The following is a 14692-nucleotide window of genomic DNA, read 5'->3' as shown; positions in this document are numbered from 1 at the left end:
AACGGCATTAACGACTGTCTTAATTTACGAGGCTTTTTCATCGGTAGCATTGACAACTCGGCGACAGCCTTGACCACTGATTTGGCTAAAGCCGCCAGAAAGTTTTTCGACCTTGATTTGGGTTAGGATACGATCCTTTAACGCCTGTACGTGCGAGATAATGCCAATGAGCTTACCTTCTTGCTGCAAGTTGGTTAAGGTATCGAGCGCTATATCAAGTGACTCTTCATCAAGCGTACCAAAGCCCTCATCCAAAAATAGTGAATCGACGCGGATGTTGTGACTGGCCATTTGTGATAGCCCCAATGCCAGTGCCAGACTTATAATAAAGCCTTCACCACCAGAGAGATTTTTGGTACTACGAATATCGCCGCCTTGATAGTTGTCGATGACATTGAGCTCAAGCGGATTGCTGTCATCATGAATGAGCAAATAGCGGTCACTCATTTTTTGTAGTTGCGTATTGGCATGGCTAATCATGACCTCAAACGTTAATCCTTGGGCAAAGGTGCGATACTTCTTGCCATCAGCTGAGCCAATTAACGTATGTAGCTGCTGCCAAACTTGTAGCTTTTGCTTTTGCTCATCAATCGCCATAAGCTGTGTTGCTTGTTCGCCTTTTTGGTTGTCGTTATCCTTGAGCTTTTGGTCAATCGCACCGATTTTTTGACTTAACTCATCGATATCCGTTTGTATTTGATGGTGTTGGCTAGCAATTATTTCTCGGCTTGCATCTGTCATAGGGTTGGCAAGTTTTTGCTCTAACGCTTTCTGAGTGCTATCCAACTGCAACTTAGCTTGATGCAATACATTATCAATCGCTAATTTACGTGTATGTAGTGCTTCGCGCTCTTCTTTAGGCAGGCGGGCACTCACAAAAGCAGCTTCATTGACGAACTGTGACTCTGCGAGTAAATCAGAAAAGATGCTTTGCTGCGTATTCAGTGTGGTAGTCGCCGACTGTAGCTCTGTATCTAGCTGTTTCTCTCTAAGTTTTAATTGCTCTAGAGCCTGCTGTACGGTATCTAACTGTCTTTGTGCTACTACTTGTTTGGTTTTAGCTGCGTCAACCGTACTACGTAATTGATTTTCTTCATTGTCCGTATTTTTATCAGCAAAAAGCTCTTTTCTATCTTGCTTTAATTGTTCGATAGCCTTGGTTTTATGAGCAATTAAGCGCTCTAACTCTTTGAGCGCTGTTTCATCATTGCTAAGCTGTGCTTGCTTGGTTTCAATCTGCGCAGTCAAGCTGCTTAAGGTATTGGTTAGCTGCTGCTGGCGGTCTTTCTGCTCATTAAATTGTCGTTTTAACTGGTTTAAAGCGCTGCGCTGTTGACGTAGTTTTTCAATATGACGGTCATAATCTGCACTGCCTATTACCGTTTGCTCATCAAAACTATGACGCAGCTGCATAAGTGCGTCAGATAAGTCTGCCGCATTGAGCGCTATAGTTGAGTTTAAGTGTTCTTTATATTTATCCGCTGGGTATTTATGCGTTAGAGATGAAACGGTAGTCATCAGGGGCGCCAACTCTGAGAAATTAGCGGCAATCTTATCTTTTATACCATCAATCTTTTGAGAATTAAGCTTGATGTCAGTTGTTAGGTTACTGATGTCGTGACTAACTGCCTGTTGCTGCTTTTCATCGGCTTCGATAGCAGTACTGAGCTTTGCCGCACTCTCAGTTAAGTTATCATATTCGACCACTATGATTTTAAGAGACTGTTTATGTTCGTTTAAGTCGTGTTTGACGGTGTCTAATAAGGATAAGCTATGTTCTATATTCGTGATGGTCGCATTGATATCATCGCTTATATTATTAAGAGGATTGATAATTGCTGCGATTGCTTCAGAGTAATCGCTCTTAGTCTCAAATAGTGAAGATAGGTAAGACTGGATATCACCATGTAAGATTTCGGATTTCTGCTGTAGCGGTGCTAGTTGTTGCTCTTGGTTATTAAGCGTCTCTTTCTTTGTGGCGTATTCGATATTGTATGTTGATAAAGCCTGCTCAAGGTTATCAATAATGGTTTCTAGCTCAGCTATTTGCTGCTGAGTTTGTTGCGTCTTAGTTTGTTTTATTGTGGACGACTGTTTTTGCTCGACATTGTCATCGATATTATTACTGTCTAATAACGGATGATGCTTACCATAAGGATGCTCATGCGCGCCGCATAACGGGCAGGGCAAGCCATCTTCTAGCTCTGTTATGTAGTCCTCAAGCTTAGCGACCTTTTGTAGTAAATTCAGATGCTCTTGTTTTTCTTGCCTCTTGAGCTTAGTGTCTTGAATATCTGATTGATGACTAGCAATCAATCCTGCTAAGGTCGTTAATTCCTCGGTTAGCGTGGGCAGTGAGAGATTGGTCTTTTCGATTTGGCTGGCAAGCTCAGACAGCTGCTGTAGCTTAAAGCTGGCTTGCGCAATCTGAGTGTTGATCTGATCTACTTGCTCTTGCTCGCTGCGCATACTAGCAAGCGACTGTTTTTCGATGAGTACTGCTTGCTGCTGTTGTACGCTGACCAATTGCTCGCGTTGCTTCGTTATTAACAACTTATCAGCATCTTGTTGCTTAGATAATTTATCGAAATGAGCTTGTAGCTGGCTTGATTGATTGTCATGCGCAAGCTTATCCGCTGCTAAGCTGACATTACCTTCTAGCAGCGCCTTTAATCGGCGACAGCTGCTATCAAAGGTTGCCATATCTTTATCAAGATCATTTAGCTCTTGGTAATCGCTAAAATACTTTTCTATACTACTAAGTTGAACCTTCGTCTCTTGCTCTGTTTGTCCATGGCTGGCTATTTCTTGACGTAATCGTTGCGTATTATTGACTAATACATTTTTACGTTGATCATCATCGGCTAAAGAATGAGATTGCTGTTTTATCTCAGCATCCAACTCGCGTGTCTTTGCAATAATAGGCAGAATGGCTTGCAGATTATCCGTAGCTTGCTTTTCAATTTTATTGACATCGTTTACATGGGTAGAAGCTTGTGTAAGCGCTTCTTGCTGTGTTGGAATCTTACTGAGTAATTCATGTTGTTCAGTGCTAATTCGATTGACCAACTCTCGGCTATAGCTAAGTTCTCGAAATTGGCTATCAATTTCTAAAGCTTTATTAGCAGTATCTAGGCGCTGTGCTTCTGGATTAAAGGCTTGATGCGCCTGCTGAGCTGCTGCAAAATCGGTCTGATAGGTCGATAGATTTCGCTGTAGCTGTTCAACACTATCCAGCCACTGCAGTTGCTCACTCAGTGTTTTGAATGTTTGCCGTTGTGTGCTTTGCTGTCGATTAAGGGTCTCTAATTCTGCTGCCAATAACTTCTCATCTTCAATACTTAATAACGATAAGCTATTAATGCCCGCTTGTAGCTTACCAAGCGCTTCTTCCTCAAAGCGTTTCTTTTCATGGACGTTCAACGATATTTTGGCATAGATAGCAGTACCGGTTATCTTCTCTAAAATGGCTGCTCTATCGCCAATATCAGACTTTAAAAACGCGGCAAAACTGCCCTGTGCTAGCATGATGGAGCGGGTAAATTGATTAAAATCCATGCCAATAAGGTCCTGAATGTAGGCTGATGTCTTAGATTTTTTCTCTTCTAAAATCTTGCCGGTTTTGACCTCACTAATCTCATGCTTAATCGGTAATAAGTTGCCCTTGGCTTTTTTGTGGGCACGATGCTGGTACCAGTAGCATTGATAACGCTTGGAATCTATCTCGATGATGACTTCTGCCGAACACTCACCCGTACCTTGGGTCATGATTTCGTTCGTTGAGCCGGTAATATCGCCCAATCTTGGCGTCTGACTATAAAGTGCTAAGCAAATCGCGTCCAAAATAGTAGTCTTGCCAGCGCCCGTCTGCCCAGTAATGGCAAAGATGCCTTCATTCAGAAAAGCCGGATCACTAAAATCTATGTGCCATTCGCCTTTTAGGGAGTTTAAGTTTTTAAGTCGTAGTTCAATCAGTCGCATGGGCAGGTCTTATTTTTATATAGAGCAGTTATCAAAAGGGTAGTGGCAAGAAGTGAAGAAGTTATTGGCTGGCATTTAAAATGCGCTTATTCAGCCTGAGTGTCTGCATGACGTAAGTTATAAACGATTTGATCATACGCGTCACGTAAAGATGATTTTTGCTCGTCAGGAATATTATGAGCGGTTAAGCAGCGCTCAAACACTTCTTCCTCATTTAAATCCTGTAGTGTCTCAGAAATTTGTTGTTGATTGAGGACTTTATTATAGGTGCGCGTGTTTTTAATTTTTAATACTTCACACGGCAAACCTTCTACCATTGCCTGAATATGCTCACGCAACTCGCTGATAACCTCATCGCCCGTATAAATAACTTCTAGCCAAATAGATTCTGTTGCCTCAAGAGATTGGATGGTTTTATCAATAGTCTGATGAATAGATTTCAAATCACCTGAAACTTGCGCCAATTTTTGGAATTTTGGAATGGGTAGGGAAACCACTTGCATCTGACGTGACTCATCATGATGCAGCAGTTGATGTGCTAACTTAGCATCTGTTTGAGTTAAACCTTCTTCAACCCTGCTTTCTTCCTTTACGTCGCTCTCTTCACTTTCTACTGAGTCATCAAAACCAAACAAGTCATCCATAAAATCAGTCGTCTGAACTGCTACTTTTTTAGCAACTTTTTCTACTGATTTTTCAATCGTGGCAACTGTATTGGTGAGCTTAGGCATACTGCTTTCAGCGACACTATTTGATGCTGGTTTTTGATCGCTAAAATCATTTTCTACTTCCCCAAACTGTACCAGCAATACTTGTTTTTGTTGCTTGGCCTCACCAAAACCCATCGCAATAGGCGATCCTGAATAGCGAATGCTCTCACGACCACCGACACGCTGCGGGACATGCAAATGCCCAAGTGCCACATAGTCAAAGCTTTCATCAAACATATCAGCGGAGATCTTGCCGAGTGAGCCGACATAAAGCTCACGCACACCATCATCTTCAGTAGTAGTGCCACCAGCAGCAAATAGATGTCCTGTGGCAATGATAGGAATATGGCGCTGATGGGATTTTGTTAATTCAGCTTGCTGGGTTTTGGCAATGCTAGCCACTTCATCATAATGGGCGCGAATGCCTTTGATAACGTTGGCATCTTTGCTATCTGCGGACTCTCCAGCACTACTGCTACGAACATCACGGTCACGCAGATAGGGGACAGCGGCGATGATGCAATGCGGTATACCGTCTGCATCGTCTAACACCAATACCTCATCGTTTAAGTCGTCACAAGCAGTGCCAATGACGTGAACGTTTAAGAATTTTAATACATTGCTTGGTGCATCTAAAAAAGTAGGGGAGTCATGGTTGCCCGCGACAATAACGATATGCTGGCAGCATGATTTTGAGACCCTGCCTAAAAACTCATAATACAGCGCTTGAGCTCTGTTACTCGGCGTCATAGTGTCAAAAATATCACCTGCGACAATTAATACATCGACTTTTTGCGCGCTAATGGTGTCGTATAACCAGTCAAGAAAGGCCTCAAACTCGTCATAACGCATACGGCCGTACAGCCTGCGCCCCAAATGCCAATCTGAGGTGTGTAATATATTTAAAGGTTTAGTAGGCATGAACTTAGTATCGGCAGGTGTGGACATAGTTGAGCTTAAAGATGTTTATTAGAAAGCCATCATTCTAGCAAGAATTGTTGCGATTTGCTCTTCTGCTCTGTTGCAAGCGCATAAAAAAAGCCCTGCCAATATATTATCGGTAGGGCTTAGCTTTTTAGAAATTAACCATAAAACCTAACCAATCACTAATTGCTCCAAGTCTTCTTCTTGCTGTGCAGCCAAATTAGCCACCATAGATAGCGCATGGGCTTGCTGGTCTATAGGTTTTTTTGAATCTTTGTCCGTAGTAGCTGATCCTTCACGTAGCCAGTTACTAGCTGTATGTTCACTATTTTGATTGTTTTGCTGATTGTGTAGGTTATACCAAGCCAAATCATGATGTAAGCTGACGACGTCACCCATGATAAGTAAGGCAGGGGTTGGCAGTTGTGCTTGTTCTTGCTGAGCAACAATAGTCTCAAGCGTACCGGTCAATACTTGCTGATTGTGCATACTAGCGTTAGAGACGATAGCAATTGGGGTGTCGCTACTGCGCCCTGCGTCAATTAAACCTTCAGTCAAACGCGCCAGCGAATGCAAACCCATATAAAACACCACAGTTTCGTCGGTATTTAAAAAGCTTTTAAAATTGCTATTGGGTGCGCCAGCCTTCAAAAATCCAGTGACAAAACGTACTGATTGTGAGTGATCTCGATGCGTGAGCGGAATACCAGCATAACTGGCAGCAGCATTAGCAGCGGTGATACCAGGTACGACTTGGTAAGGGACGCCATGCGCACGTAAGCTTTCAATCTCTTCGCCGCCACGTCCAAAGATAAAGGGATCCCCACCTTTTAAACGCACTACACGGCGACCTTCTTTCGCGCTATTGACTAGCAGCTCATTGATGCCAAGCTGTGCGACGGCATGATTGCTGCGCTTTTTACCAACAAATACTTTATCAGCATCGCGGCGGCATAAGTCTAATACTTGCGGAGAGACTAGAGCATCATAGTAGACAATATCCGCTTGTTGCATGAGGCGCAGCGCTTTAAAGGTAAGCAGCTCTGGATCACCGGGTCCTGCACCAACGATATAAACTTCGCCCATTATATTTTTTACGGTTTGGGATTTTGTGGATTCATTCTCTACTGTATTTTTTTTCTTGATAGCGGATGCAGTGTTATCTAAATCCGCTTGCAATTGGGCAGTCGCTTTCTTCTCATTACCGGCAAATATCAGCTGACTGACTTGACCTTCAAAGGCGCGCTCCCAAAACTGGCGACGTCCTGTAAGAGTTGGTATTTTGGTTTTGACTTCCGCGCGAAACTCACCAGCAAGCTTGGCCAGTTTGCCATAACCTTGCGGAATTAGAGTTTCAAGACGTGCCCGCAGTAGACGTGCCAGCACGGGCGCTTTACCGTTGGATGAGATACCAATCACAATCGGATTGCGATCAACGATAGCGGGGAAAATAAAGTCGCATAAATGCGGGGTATCGACGACATTGACCGGAATATTCAGCTCGGTCGCGTCAGCATGGATTTGATGATTCAGACCTTGGTCATCAGTCGCGGCGATGATGACTCGTGCACCTGACATATTGGCTTTATTATAATTTTCATAGATAAGTTCATGCTTACTATCTGATAGCAAGGCTTGTATTTCAGCACTGATACTTGGCGCAAGGATTGTAATGCAAGCACCAGCGCGACTGAGCAAGTCTGCTTTACGTAGCGCGACATCACCGCCACCAACGATCAGCACTTTGCGGTCTTCTAATTTAAAAAATAGCGGAAAGGTGTTCATAGCATCACCAATTATTCATTCAATGTAAGATATGCCACCATTATGAGGTATCACAGGCATGCGCTCACGTAGTGAATTGGCATTAGCATATTCGTTTTTGTCATCATAAAGGCGTGTTTTGACAGGAAAGGGAATAGGGAAGAGAGTAATTAGGAAAATATTTATCATAAAAAACCCCTCTTACGTAAGTGTAAGAGGGGTTTTAACATCATGGGTTACTGCAACGCTTGACTACAACTGCGTATGCAAACCACACTCACGGCTTTCTTCTACTTTAGTCGGATCAAAATAATCAAACTCATTTGGCAAATTATGCTCTTCAAGATACACATCTAAATCAGCGTCTGTTTTTTCAAATAATGGCGCAACTTTTAACACACCATCTTTTGATAGGCTGAGTACATCAAGACCTTGACGGAATTCCGTTTGATCTTTACGAATGGCGTTAAACCACACGTCAGGCTTCAGTTCATCTAATGCGCGGCGAAATGGCTCAAGTTTTACTTGATCCGTGAATTCATCATGCTGCGGATTATCTATGCCTGGGATACCATTCATCGTTGCGTCACGATAGGCGGCCGTTTGCTTAGGAATATAAGTGATGACGTTTAAGTTTAAATCACGAATAACTTTATTGGCAAACTGATACGTCGCGTCCGTGTTGTAGCCTGAGTCCACCCACAATACGGTGATATCGGGGCGCTGCTTGGCAACCAAATGCAAGATTGCTGATTCATAAGGACGGAAGTTAGTCGTGATAATTGGGTTTTTAGCTTGTGTTAGTGCCCATGCCACGATTTCTTCTGGTGATTTGCCTTGCAAGTCTTGGTTAGCTTGGTCGATATCTATATTTGGGTGTAACTGGCTCATAATACGTTCCTTAAATGGGATTGATTTAACAAGTGAGTTAGAAAAAGTTTAATACATGAATAAATTAATTGCCCGAAAACATCGGTAAGTCGGCGGCGTTGCGACCGTCATAACTGCTAGCAAGGGCAGTAAACGCTTGGTCAATACTAAATTTAGAGTCTGGTTGCATGTCATGCTCACTGAGCACAAAGCTGTCAACACCTACGCGTAATAGATAAGCAATTTGATCACGGCCGAACGCGCCAGCGACACGAATCTCACCTTGATAGCCCATTTGACGTAGCGTTTGAGCGAAGCTAAAGTTGCGTCCATCAGCGAATTTAGGAACATGAATGACGATGAGCGCCTTCTTTATTAGCAGCTCACTTAGCTCTGTCAGTGCATTCGCATCCGTATCAGCAGTCACCCATAATCCAATACGGCTGCTATGCTGGACTATCAGCTCATACACCTCTTTGACCAAACCACTTGCCAGCGCCCCTGAACCGTCCAATAAATCAGCGAGTGGTACTAGGACGTCAGGTTTTTCCTGTCTTTGCAGCAGCTCAAGTAACGTGAGGTCTATCGAGGCAATACCATCTGGTAACGTATCAGTGGTTAACGCATGCCAGCTATCTTTATGGCTAATATCGACGCCGTGACTATCCAAAATGTGGTGATTAGCCATAGACCTTCTCCTTAAAGGGATCAATGCCGACGCGCTCGACCAATTCGCCAAAGCTTTCAACATCATTATCAGTGGTAGCACGCAGATCGACATAGACATCAACGATCTTTTGAATGGTGTCAGCTACCGCTTCAGTAGGTACGGATCGGCCTAGTATTTTGCCAAGCTTAGCATCGTTACTCGAGTTGCCGCCAAGGCTGATTTGATACCAGTTTTCACCTTTTTTATCGACACCCAAGATACCGATATCGCCAGTATGATGGTGTGCACAGGCATTGATACAGCCCGACATATTGAGGCGGATATCGCCAAGATCATACAGGTAATCAAGATTGCTAAACTGCTTCTCGATTTGCTCAGCAATATTATGAGTAGTGGCATTGGCAAGTGAGCAATAATCCCAACCAGGGCAGACGATCATGTCAGTTAAAGTATTGATATTGGCACGTGCTAAATGCAGATCTGATAGCTGCTGCCATAGCTCGTATAACTGGTTGGTTTGCACGTCAGCGAATACCAGATTTTGCTGATACGTGCCGCGCAGCTCGCCAAAGCTATACTTGTCAGAAAGATCAGCAAGCGCATCCATCTGCGATTCGCTGACATCACCGGATGGTACATACTTGCCATCGACCAAGCCCGCTTTGAGAGAAATAACGACTGCGCGGTAACCAGCGACCTTATGTGCCACGGTATTTTGGTTATACCAATTGGCAAAGTCTTTATCAGCGTTTAATTGCTGCTGCAAATCAGACTGTGCTTGTAGCGCATCGAAGGTCACATAATCAGGCTCACTAAAGAAGCTGGTAGCCGTCTTAAAGTTCGCATCAGTCAGCGTCAGCGGCCCGTCTTTGGTATGCGCTTCCCACTCGGCATCGACCAATTTAGCAAACGCAGGACCGCCTAAGGTATCGACCAAGATTTTGATACGTGATTTGTACTTGCTACCTTTATCACGCCGACCATGCAGGTTATAGACACGCAATATAGCGTCTAAATAGCTAAGCAGATGCTGACGTGGCAAAAACTTATTGATAACTTTACCAAGGACTGGGATACGACCAAGACCGCCGCCGACTAGGACTTCAAAGCCAAGCTCGCCATCTTCATTTTTCTTCAAGTGCAAACCAACATCGTGTACTTGTGTCGCTGCGCGGTCCTCATCGGTGCCGATAACAGCAATCTTAAATTTACGTGGTAAAAAAGCAAACTCAGGATGAAAGGTCGACCACTGGCGAATGATTTCGCAGTAAGGACGCGGATCGGCAATCTCATTTTGATGAATACCGGCATAAGGATCGGTCGTGGTATTACGAATACAGTTACCAGAAGTTTGTATTGAGTGCATCTGTACCGAGGCCAGCTCCGCCAAGATATCTGGCACATCTTCTAGCTTTGGCCAATTTAGCTGAATATTGGTACGGGTAGTAAAGTGCCCGTAGCCTTTGTCATATTTACGAGTAATCTCAGCCAATTTACGCAACTGATAGCTGGCAAGTAACCCGTAAGGAATGGCAATACGCAACATCGGCGCATAACGTTGGATATAGAGGCCGTTCTGCAAACGCAGCGGCAAAAATTGCTCTTCTGGCAGCTCGCCTGCCAAAAACCGCTCGGTTTGGTCGCGAAATTGGGCGACTCGTTCCTCTACCAAGGTCTGGTCAGCGTAATTATATTGATACATGACGTAATCTCAATTTTGTTTTTAGTCTTAAAAGCAGCAACGAAAATGATTTGCGTGTGTGATAAATCTTATGGCTAATCGCGGTGCAAACAATGTAATTTCACTATCATATAAGTTTACGCCTTTAAACATAAATTCCTTTAAGTCATATCCATATCCAAACACAGCATAAATTTTCATAAAGAAAGTTAGGTAGCCTATGTTTATCAAATTTATTACTACTTATTTTATCACTACCTATAAAGGCTCTAAATCAATATGACATCTACAGCCCATAATCAACAATCATCAAAACTTGTTCCGCCGCACGGTAGCAGCGATCTTAAGCCGTTACTATTAACAGGTGATGCTCGCAAGCAAGCGTTGAAACTTGCCAGCACCTTACCGACGATTACTCTGAGCTCACGTGAGCGTGGCGATTTGATTATGTTGGGTATTGGCGGTTTTACCCCATTGAATGGTTTTATGAACCAAGCGGATTGGCAAGGGGTGGTTGATAACATGCGTCTGCAAAGTGGTGATAATACTGGCTTGTTTTGGCCAATTCCCATCACTTTATCAGCGCCTAAATTAACCGCCGATAGCCTAAATCAAGGTGATAAAGTCGCGTTAGTCGCCCAAGATGGCGAAATCATGGGCATCTTGACGGTAGAAGAGACTTATACCATCGATAAAGAACATGAGTGTCAGCAAGTCTTTACCACCACTGATAGCGAACATCCGGGCGTGCAGCAAGTACTAGACCAAGGTGAAGTAAACATTGCAGGTAGCGTCGAAGTGCTAAGCGAAGGCGAGTTCCCAACCTTATATCCAGAGATTTATAAAACCCCTGCTGAGACACGTGAGATTTTGGACGCTAAAGGGTGGAAAACAGTCGCCGCCTTCCAAACGCGTAATCCAATGCACCGCTCACACGAATACCTTGCCAAGATTGCCATTGAAATCTGCGATGGGGTGTTGATTCATTCATTGCTAGGGGCATTAAAGCCAGGTGATATCCCAGCTGACGTGCGTCAAGAAGCCATCAAAACCTTGATTGATAATTACTTTAGACAAGATACTGTTATTCAGGCAGGCTATCCGCTCGATATGCGTTATGCCGGACCACGTGAGGCGCTATTGCATGCCGTATTCCGTCAAAATTATGGTTGTAGCCATCTGATTGTTGGCCGTGACCATGCTGGTGTCGGTGATTACTATGGTGCGTTTGATGCGCAGACTATCTTTGAATATGTTGGTAAAGACGACCTCATTACTCAGCCGCTAAAAATTGGCTGGACGTTCTGGTGTAATGCTTGTAATGCCATGGCTTCAGATAAAACTTGCCCGCATGAAGCGTCTGAGCATGTCAAAGTATCAGGTACTAAGCTACGTAAGGCATTATCAGAAGATGAGGACGTGCCAGAGAACTTTAGCCGTCCAGAAGTATTACAGATTTTACGTGATTACTATGCCGGTATCGCAAAAGAGGAACGTGCTGAGGTCAAATTGACTGGTGCATCTGCGGTATAGGTAGTATTTTTATCGTTGATAAAATTGCAAAATAAAAAAGATACAGCGAGACTGGGATAAATTTTTTGCAGCCTCTGTCTGCGCAGGCACAGCACGCAAGAAAAATTTGTACCAGTCTAGCGAATTCATGCAGTGTATCTATTTTATTTAGTATCGACTATATATAAAAAAGAGTGTGTATAAAAAAGGTGGTAGACCCAAAATCTACCACTTTTTTTATGCATGATTTTTTTATACCTGAAGACCAATCATTTAAAAATAATGCGTTTAGGTTAGCTCTAAATTACTCGAAAGCTTCTTATAGTCGCCAACTAGCGTACCGCCACCAGAACAAAATTGATTCAGTGCGTACTTATCTTGACTATCAATAGTTAGCTGACCATCTTTAAATTGAAAAAAAGCCATACTGTCATTAACGGTCGTTTGAAAGATAACGCCGTGCGCTTTATCTTGACCCATCAAAGTCGCCTGACCATCAAAATGGCAGGTTGGTTTTTTAACATCGCTACGAGCGCGTACTTTGATATTAATCTGGTCGCTGTCATCTGCCCGTACCATAACTCCCACCCAATCATTACCTTGCGCCCGTTTGTCATAACCTGAAGAAGCATAATCACCAACGACCTTTTGTACAGCAGGCGTTTGAATAACGGTAGCACTCTTCGCTACGCGTTCAGCATGTGCATCATTACTGTAGCTACAACCCGTTACGGTAGCGAAGGCAATGGTAGCAAAAAACAGTGCTGCAACAGAAAATAATGAGCGCTGGCGTTGGTAGTTAATCATAGAGGGGACTCCTTGATATTAATAGATGGTAGGCGACATATGGTAGGCCATGACTGTGCGCTTAATAGTTTGCGCTTGATAATTAGAGTATGCCACAGTCTATAACAGAACTCTCTCATCGCCTTATAGGATAAACGTTACGTAAACTTACCTACTATAGATCCGTTAAATCGCTTACTTATGCCAAGTTCATCACTCGATAAGCCTAATTGTCACTAAGCGCTCAACAAACAAGCTGCTAGCATAGCTTCAATCCTCACATAATTCTTATCTATATCTGCTCCACTTAATACTTTAATAAAAATAAACCCTCATTCAATTCTCCAATTCTGCAGAGAACTACCATGCAACTGATTACCGAAACTATCAACACCTTATCGTCTCGTAGCAAACATAATGTCACGCGCGCTCAGAAAAATATGCTGCCGCGTACTTTAATGATAGGTAGCGTATTTACAGCGCTGATATTAATGACAGGCTGTAGCCCGACACAGGCGACTCAAAACGATGCAGAAAAATCAGCAGACGATGCGAAAAACATTAGCCTTTTGAATGTCTCTTATGATGTGTCACGCGATTTTTATAAAGAATACAATACGCTATTTAGTAGTGCTTATCAGGTTAAACATCCAAACAGTAAAGTGAACATCAACCAGTCGCACGGTGGCTCCAGCAAACAAGCGCTATCTGTCGCTAATGGCTTACAAGCGGATGTGGTGACCCTAAACCAAGCGACTGACATGAATTTACTGGTCGAAAAAGGCTTGGTGGGCACTAATTGGCAGCAAGCATTACCAAACAATGCCGTCCCTTATACCAGTACCATGGTGTTATTGGTGCGCGATGGTAATCCAAAAAATATTCAAGATTGGCAAGATCTAGCGCGTAATGATGTTGATGTAGTAATGCCAAACCCAAAAACAAGTGGTACCGCTCGCTATGCCTTTTTAGGAGCGTATGGCTATGGACTGCATCAATTTAAAGAAAGCGTACAAAATCCAGCTAAGACTGATGACTTTATTAAAAAGGTACTGGCAAACGTGGTTACTTATGACAATGGCGCACGTGCCGCAACGACCAGCTTTACCCAGCGCGGGCTAGGGGATGTACTGATTACTACGGAAAATGAGGCGCATTTAGTCACCAAAAAATACGCTAAAGGGCAGACTGAGCTTATTTATCCAAGCTACTCTATTACCATCAATAATCCAGTCGCTGTGGTCAATACCGTTACTGAAAAAAATGGTAATGCAGATGCAGCAAACACTTACCTAAAAGGTTTATGGGATAAGCCAGCACAGGAATTGATGGCACAGATGTATCTACGTCCCAGTGATAAAGCCGTCCTCTCCGCGCATAAAGATACCCTACCTGATATCAATACTTTTGAGCCAATAGCCGTCTTTGGGTCATGGGAGCAAATTATGGATAAATTCTTTGTCGATGGCGGAGTTTTTGATCAGTTGGCACGGGCAGAGCAGTAAGCCTCACCATTATAAAACAGTTATAAAGTGTCATATAAGTAACTAGATATTGGTACCCAGCTGGAGAATTATTGCGCTGCATATTTATAAAATGTGCAGCGTGCCTGCTAGCATATGAAACCTAAGTAATTGATAGCTTTGGCTTTATAGTTATCTATCACAGCAAGTCCTAATAATTAAAATATTTGTGGATTTACTAGATGCGTATGTTATTCCATTTTGGCAATAACATACGCATATTAGTCATTAAACATAATAAGCTGGCACTGTTAGCATACTTGCATTACAT

10 protein-coding genes are annotated in these 14692 nt (G+C 43.2%); 2 read left to right on the top strand and 8 right to left on the bottom strand.

Annotated features, from left to right (window positions below):
- Positions 1-24: 24 nt before the first annotated feature.
- The 7 genes from AAEY87_RS06515 to AAEY87_RS06485 all read right to left on the bottom strand — a co-directional run bounded on the left by AAEY87_RS06515 (position 25) and on the right by AAEY87_RS06485 (position 10621).
- On the bottom strand, positions 25-3981 hold the full coding sequence (locus tag AAEY87_RS06515) for an AAA family ATPase (protein ID WP_350656438.1): 3957 nt from the start codon (positions 3979-3981) through the stop codon (positions 25-27).
- A gap of 86 nt (positions 3982-4067) precedes the next feature.
- Positions 4068-5639, bottom strand: coding sequence for an exonuclease SbcCD subunit D C-terminal domain-containing protein (locus tag AAEY87_RS06510; RefSeq protein WP_350656437.1), 1572 nt, complete (start codon positions 5637-5639; stop codon positions 4068-4070).
- Between the two features lie 147 nt (positions 5640-5786).
- Complete coding sequence (gene cysG, locus AAEY87_RS06505; protein ID WP_350656436.1) at positions 5787-7400, bottom strand: siroheme synthase CysG; 1614 nt, start codon at positions 7398-7400, stop codon at positions 5787-5789.
- Positions 7401-7415: 15 nt separating this feature from the next.
- Positions 7416-7568 (bottom strand): hypothetical protein, encoded by a 153-nt coding sequence (locus AAEY87_RS06500; RefSeq protein ID WP_350656435.1) that lies wholly within the window; start codon positions 7566-7568, stop codon positions 7416-7418.
- Between the two features lie 63 nt (positions 7569-7631).
- Positions 7632-8270: a phosphoadenosine phosphosulfate reductase domain-containing protein gene (locus AAEY87_RS06495; protein WP_058368855.1), complete on the bottom strand. Its 639-nt coding sequence runs from the start codon at positions 8268-8270 to the stop codon at positions 7632-7634.
- 64 nt (positions 8271-8334) lie between these two features.
- Complete coding sequence (locus tag AAEY87_RS06490; RefSeq protein ID WP_350656433.1) at positions 8335-8937, bottom strand: DUF934 domain-containing protein; 603 nt, start codon at positions 8935-8937, stop codon at positions 8335-8337.
- Entirely contained in the window at positions 8930-10621 is a 1692-nt protein-coding gene (locus tag AAEY87_RS06485; protein WP_350656432.1) for a nitrite/sulfite reductase, read from the bottom strand. The genes AAEY87_RS06490 and AAEY87_RS06485 overlap by 8 nt, the downstream gene beginning before the upstream one ends.
- 258 nt (positions 10622-10879) lie before the next feature.
- Between AAEY87_RS06485 and sat the strand changes: the two genes are divergently transcribed.
- On the top strand, positions 10880-12133 hold the full coding sequence (gene sat, locus AAEY87_RS06480; protein ID WP_350656431.1) for a sulfate adenylyltransferase: 1254 nt from the start codon (positions 10880-10882) through the stop codon (positions 12131-12133).
- Between the two features lie 267 nt (positions 12134-12400).
- On the opposite strand, the gene AAEY87_RS06475 is transcribed toward sat, so the two are convergent.
- On the bottom strand, positions 12401-12919 hold the full coding sequence (locus tag AAEY87_RS06475) for a hypothetical protein (RefSeq protein ID WP_350656430.1): 519 nt from the start codon (positions 12917-12919) through the stop codon (positions 12401-12403).
- A 344-nt stretch (positions 12920-13263) separates the two neighbouring features.
- Between AAEY87_RS06475 and AAEY87_RS06470 the strand changes: the two genes are divergently transcribed.
- The gene (locus tag AAEY87_RS06470) at positions 13264-14403 is read left to right on the top strand and encodes a sulfate ABC transporter substrate-binding protein (protein ID WP_350656429.1); all 1140 of its coding nucleotides are present in this window, start codon (positions 13264-13266) and stop codon (positions 14401-14403) included.
- Positions 14404-14692 lie beyond the last annotated feature (289 nt).

It is taken from the genome of Psychrobacter sp. S1-30-MNA-CIBAN-0213, from assembly GCF_040309845.1.
Classification (GTDB): Bacteria; Pseudomonadota; Gammaproteobacteria; order Pseudomonadales; family Moraxellaceae; genus Psychrobacter.
The sequence above is the reverse complement of the archived record's forward strand: the minus strand, read 5'-3'. Positions and strand labels throughout refer to the sequence as shown.

What these genes read in the sequence shown, in the direction of transcription:
- AAEY87_RS06475 (WP_350656430.1), bottom strand. Translation starts at nt 12,919, where the DNA reads ATGATTAACTACCAACGCCAGCGCTCATTATTTTCTGTTGCAGCACTG.
- AAEY87_RS06490 (WP_350656433.1), bottom strand. Translation starts at nt 8,937, where the DNA reads ATGGCTAATCACCACATTTTGGATAGTCACGGCGTCGATATTAGCCAT.
- sat (WP_350656431.1), top strand. Translation starts at nt 10,880, where the DNA reads ATGACATCTACAGCCCATAATCAACAATCATCAAAACTTGTTCCGCCG.
- cysG (WP_350656436.1), bottom strand. Translation starts at nt 7,400, where the DNA reads ATGAACACCTTTCCGCTATTTTTTAAATTAGAAGACCGCAAAGTGCTG.
- AAEY87_RS06500 (WP_350656435.1), bottom strand. Translation starts at nt 7,568, where the DNA reads ATGATAAATATTTTCCTAATTACTCTCTTCCCTATTCCCTTTCCTGTC.
- AAEY87_RS06510 (WP_350656437.1), bottom strand. Translation starts at nt 5,639, where the DNA reads ATGTCCACACCTGCCGATACTAAGTTCATGCCTACTAAACCTTTAAAT.
- AAEY87_RS06470 (WP_350656429.1), top strand. Translation starts at nt 13,264, where the DNA reads ATGCAACTGATTACCGAAACTATCAACACCTTATCGTCTCGTAGCAAA.
- AAEY87_RS06515 (WP_350656438.1), bottom strand. Translation starts at nt 3,981, where the DNA reads ATGCGACTGATTGAACTACGACTTAAAAACTTAAACTCCCTAAAAGGC.
- AAEY87_RS06495 (WP_058368855.1), bottom strand. Translation starts at nt 8,270, where the DNA reads ATGAGCCAGTTACACCCAAATATAGATATCGACCAAGCTAACCAAGAC.
- AAEY87_RS06485 (WP_350656432.1), bottom strand. Translation starts at nt 10,621, where the DNA reads ATGTATCAATATAATTACGCTGACCAGACCTTGGTAGAGGAACGAGTC.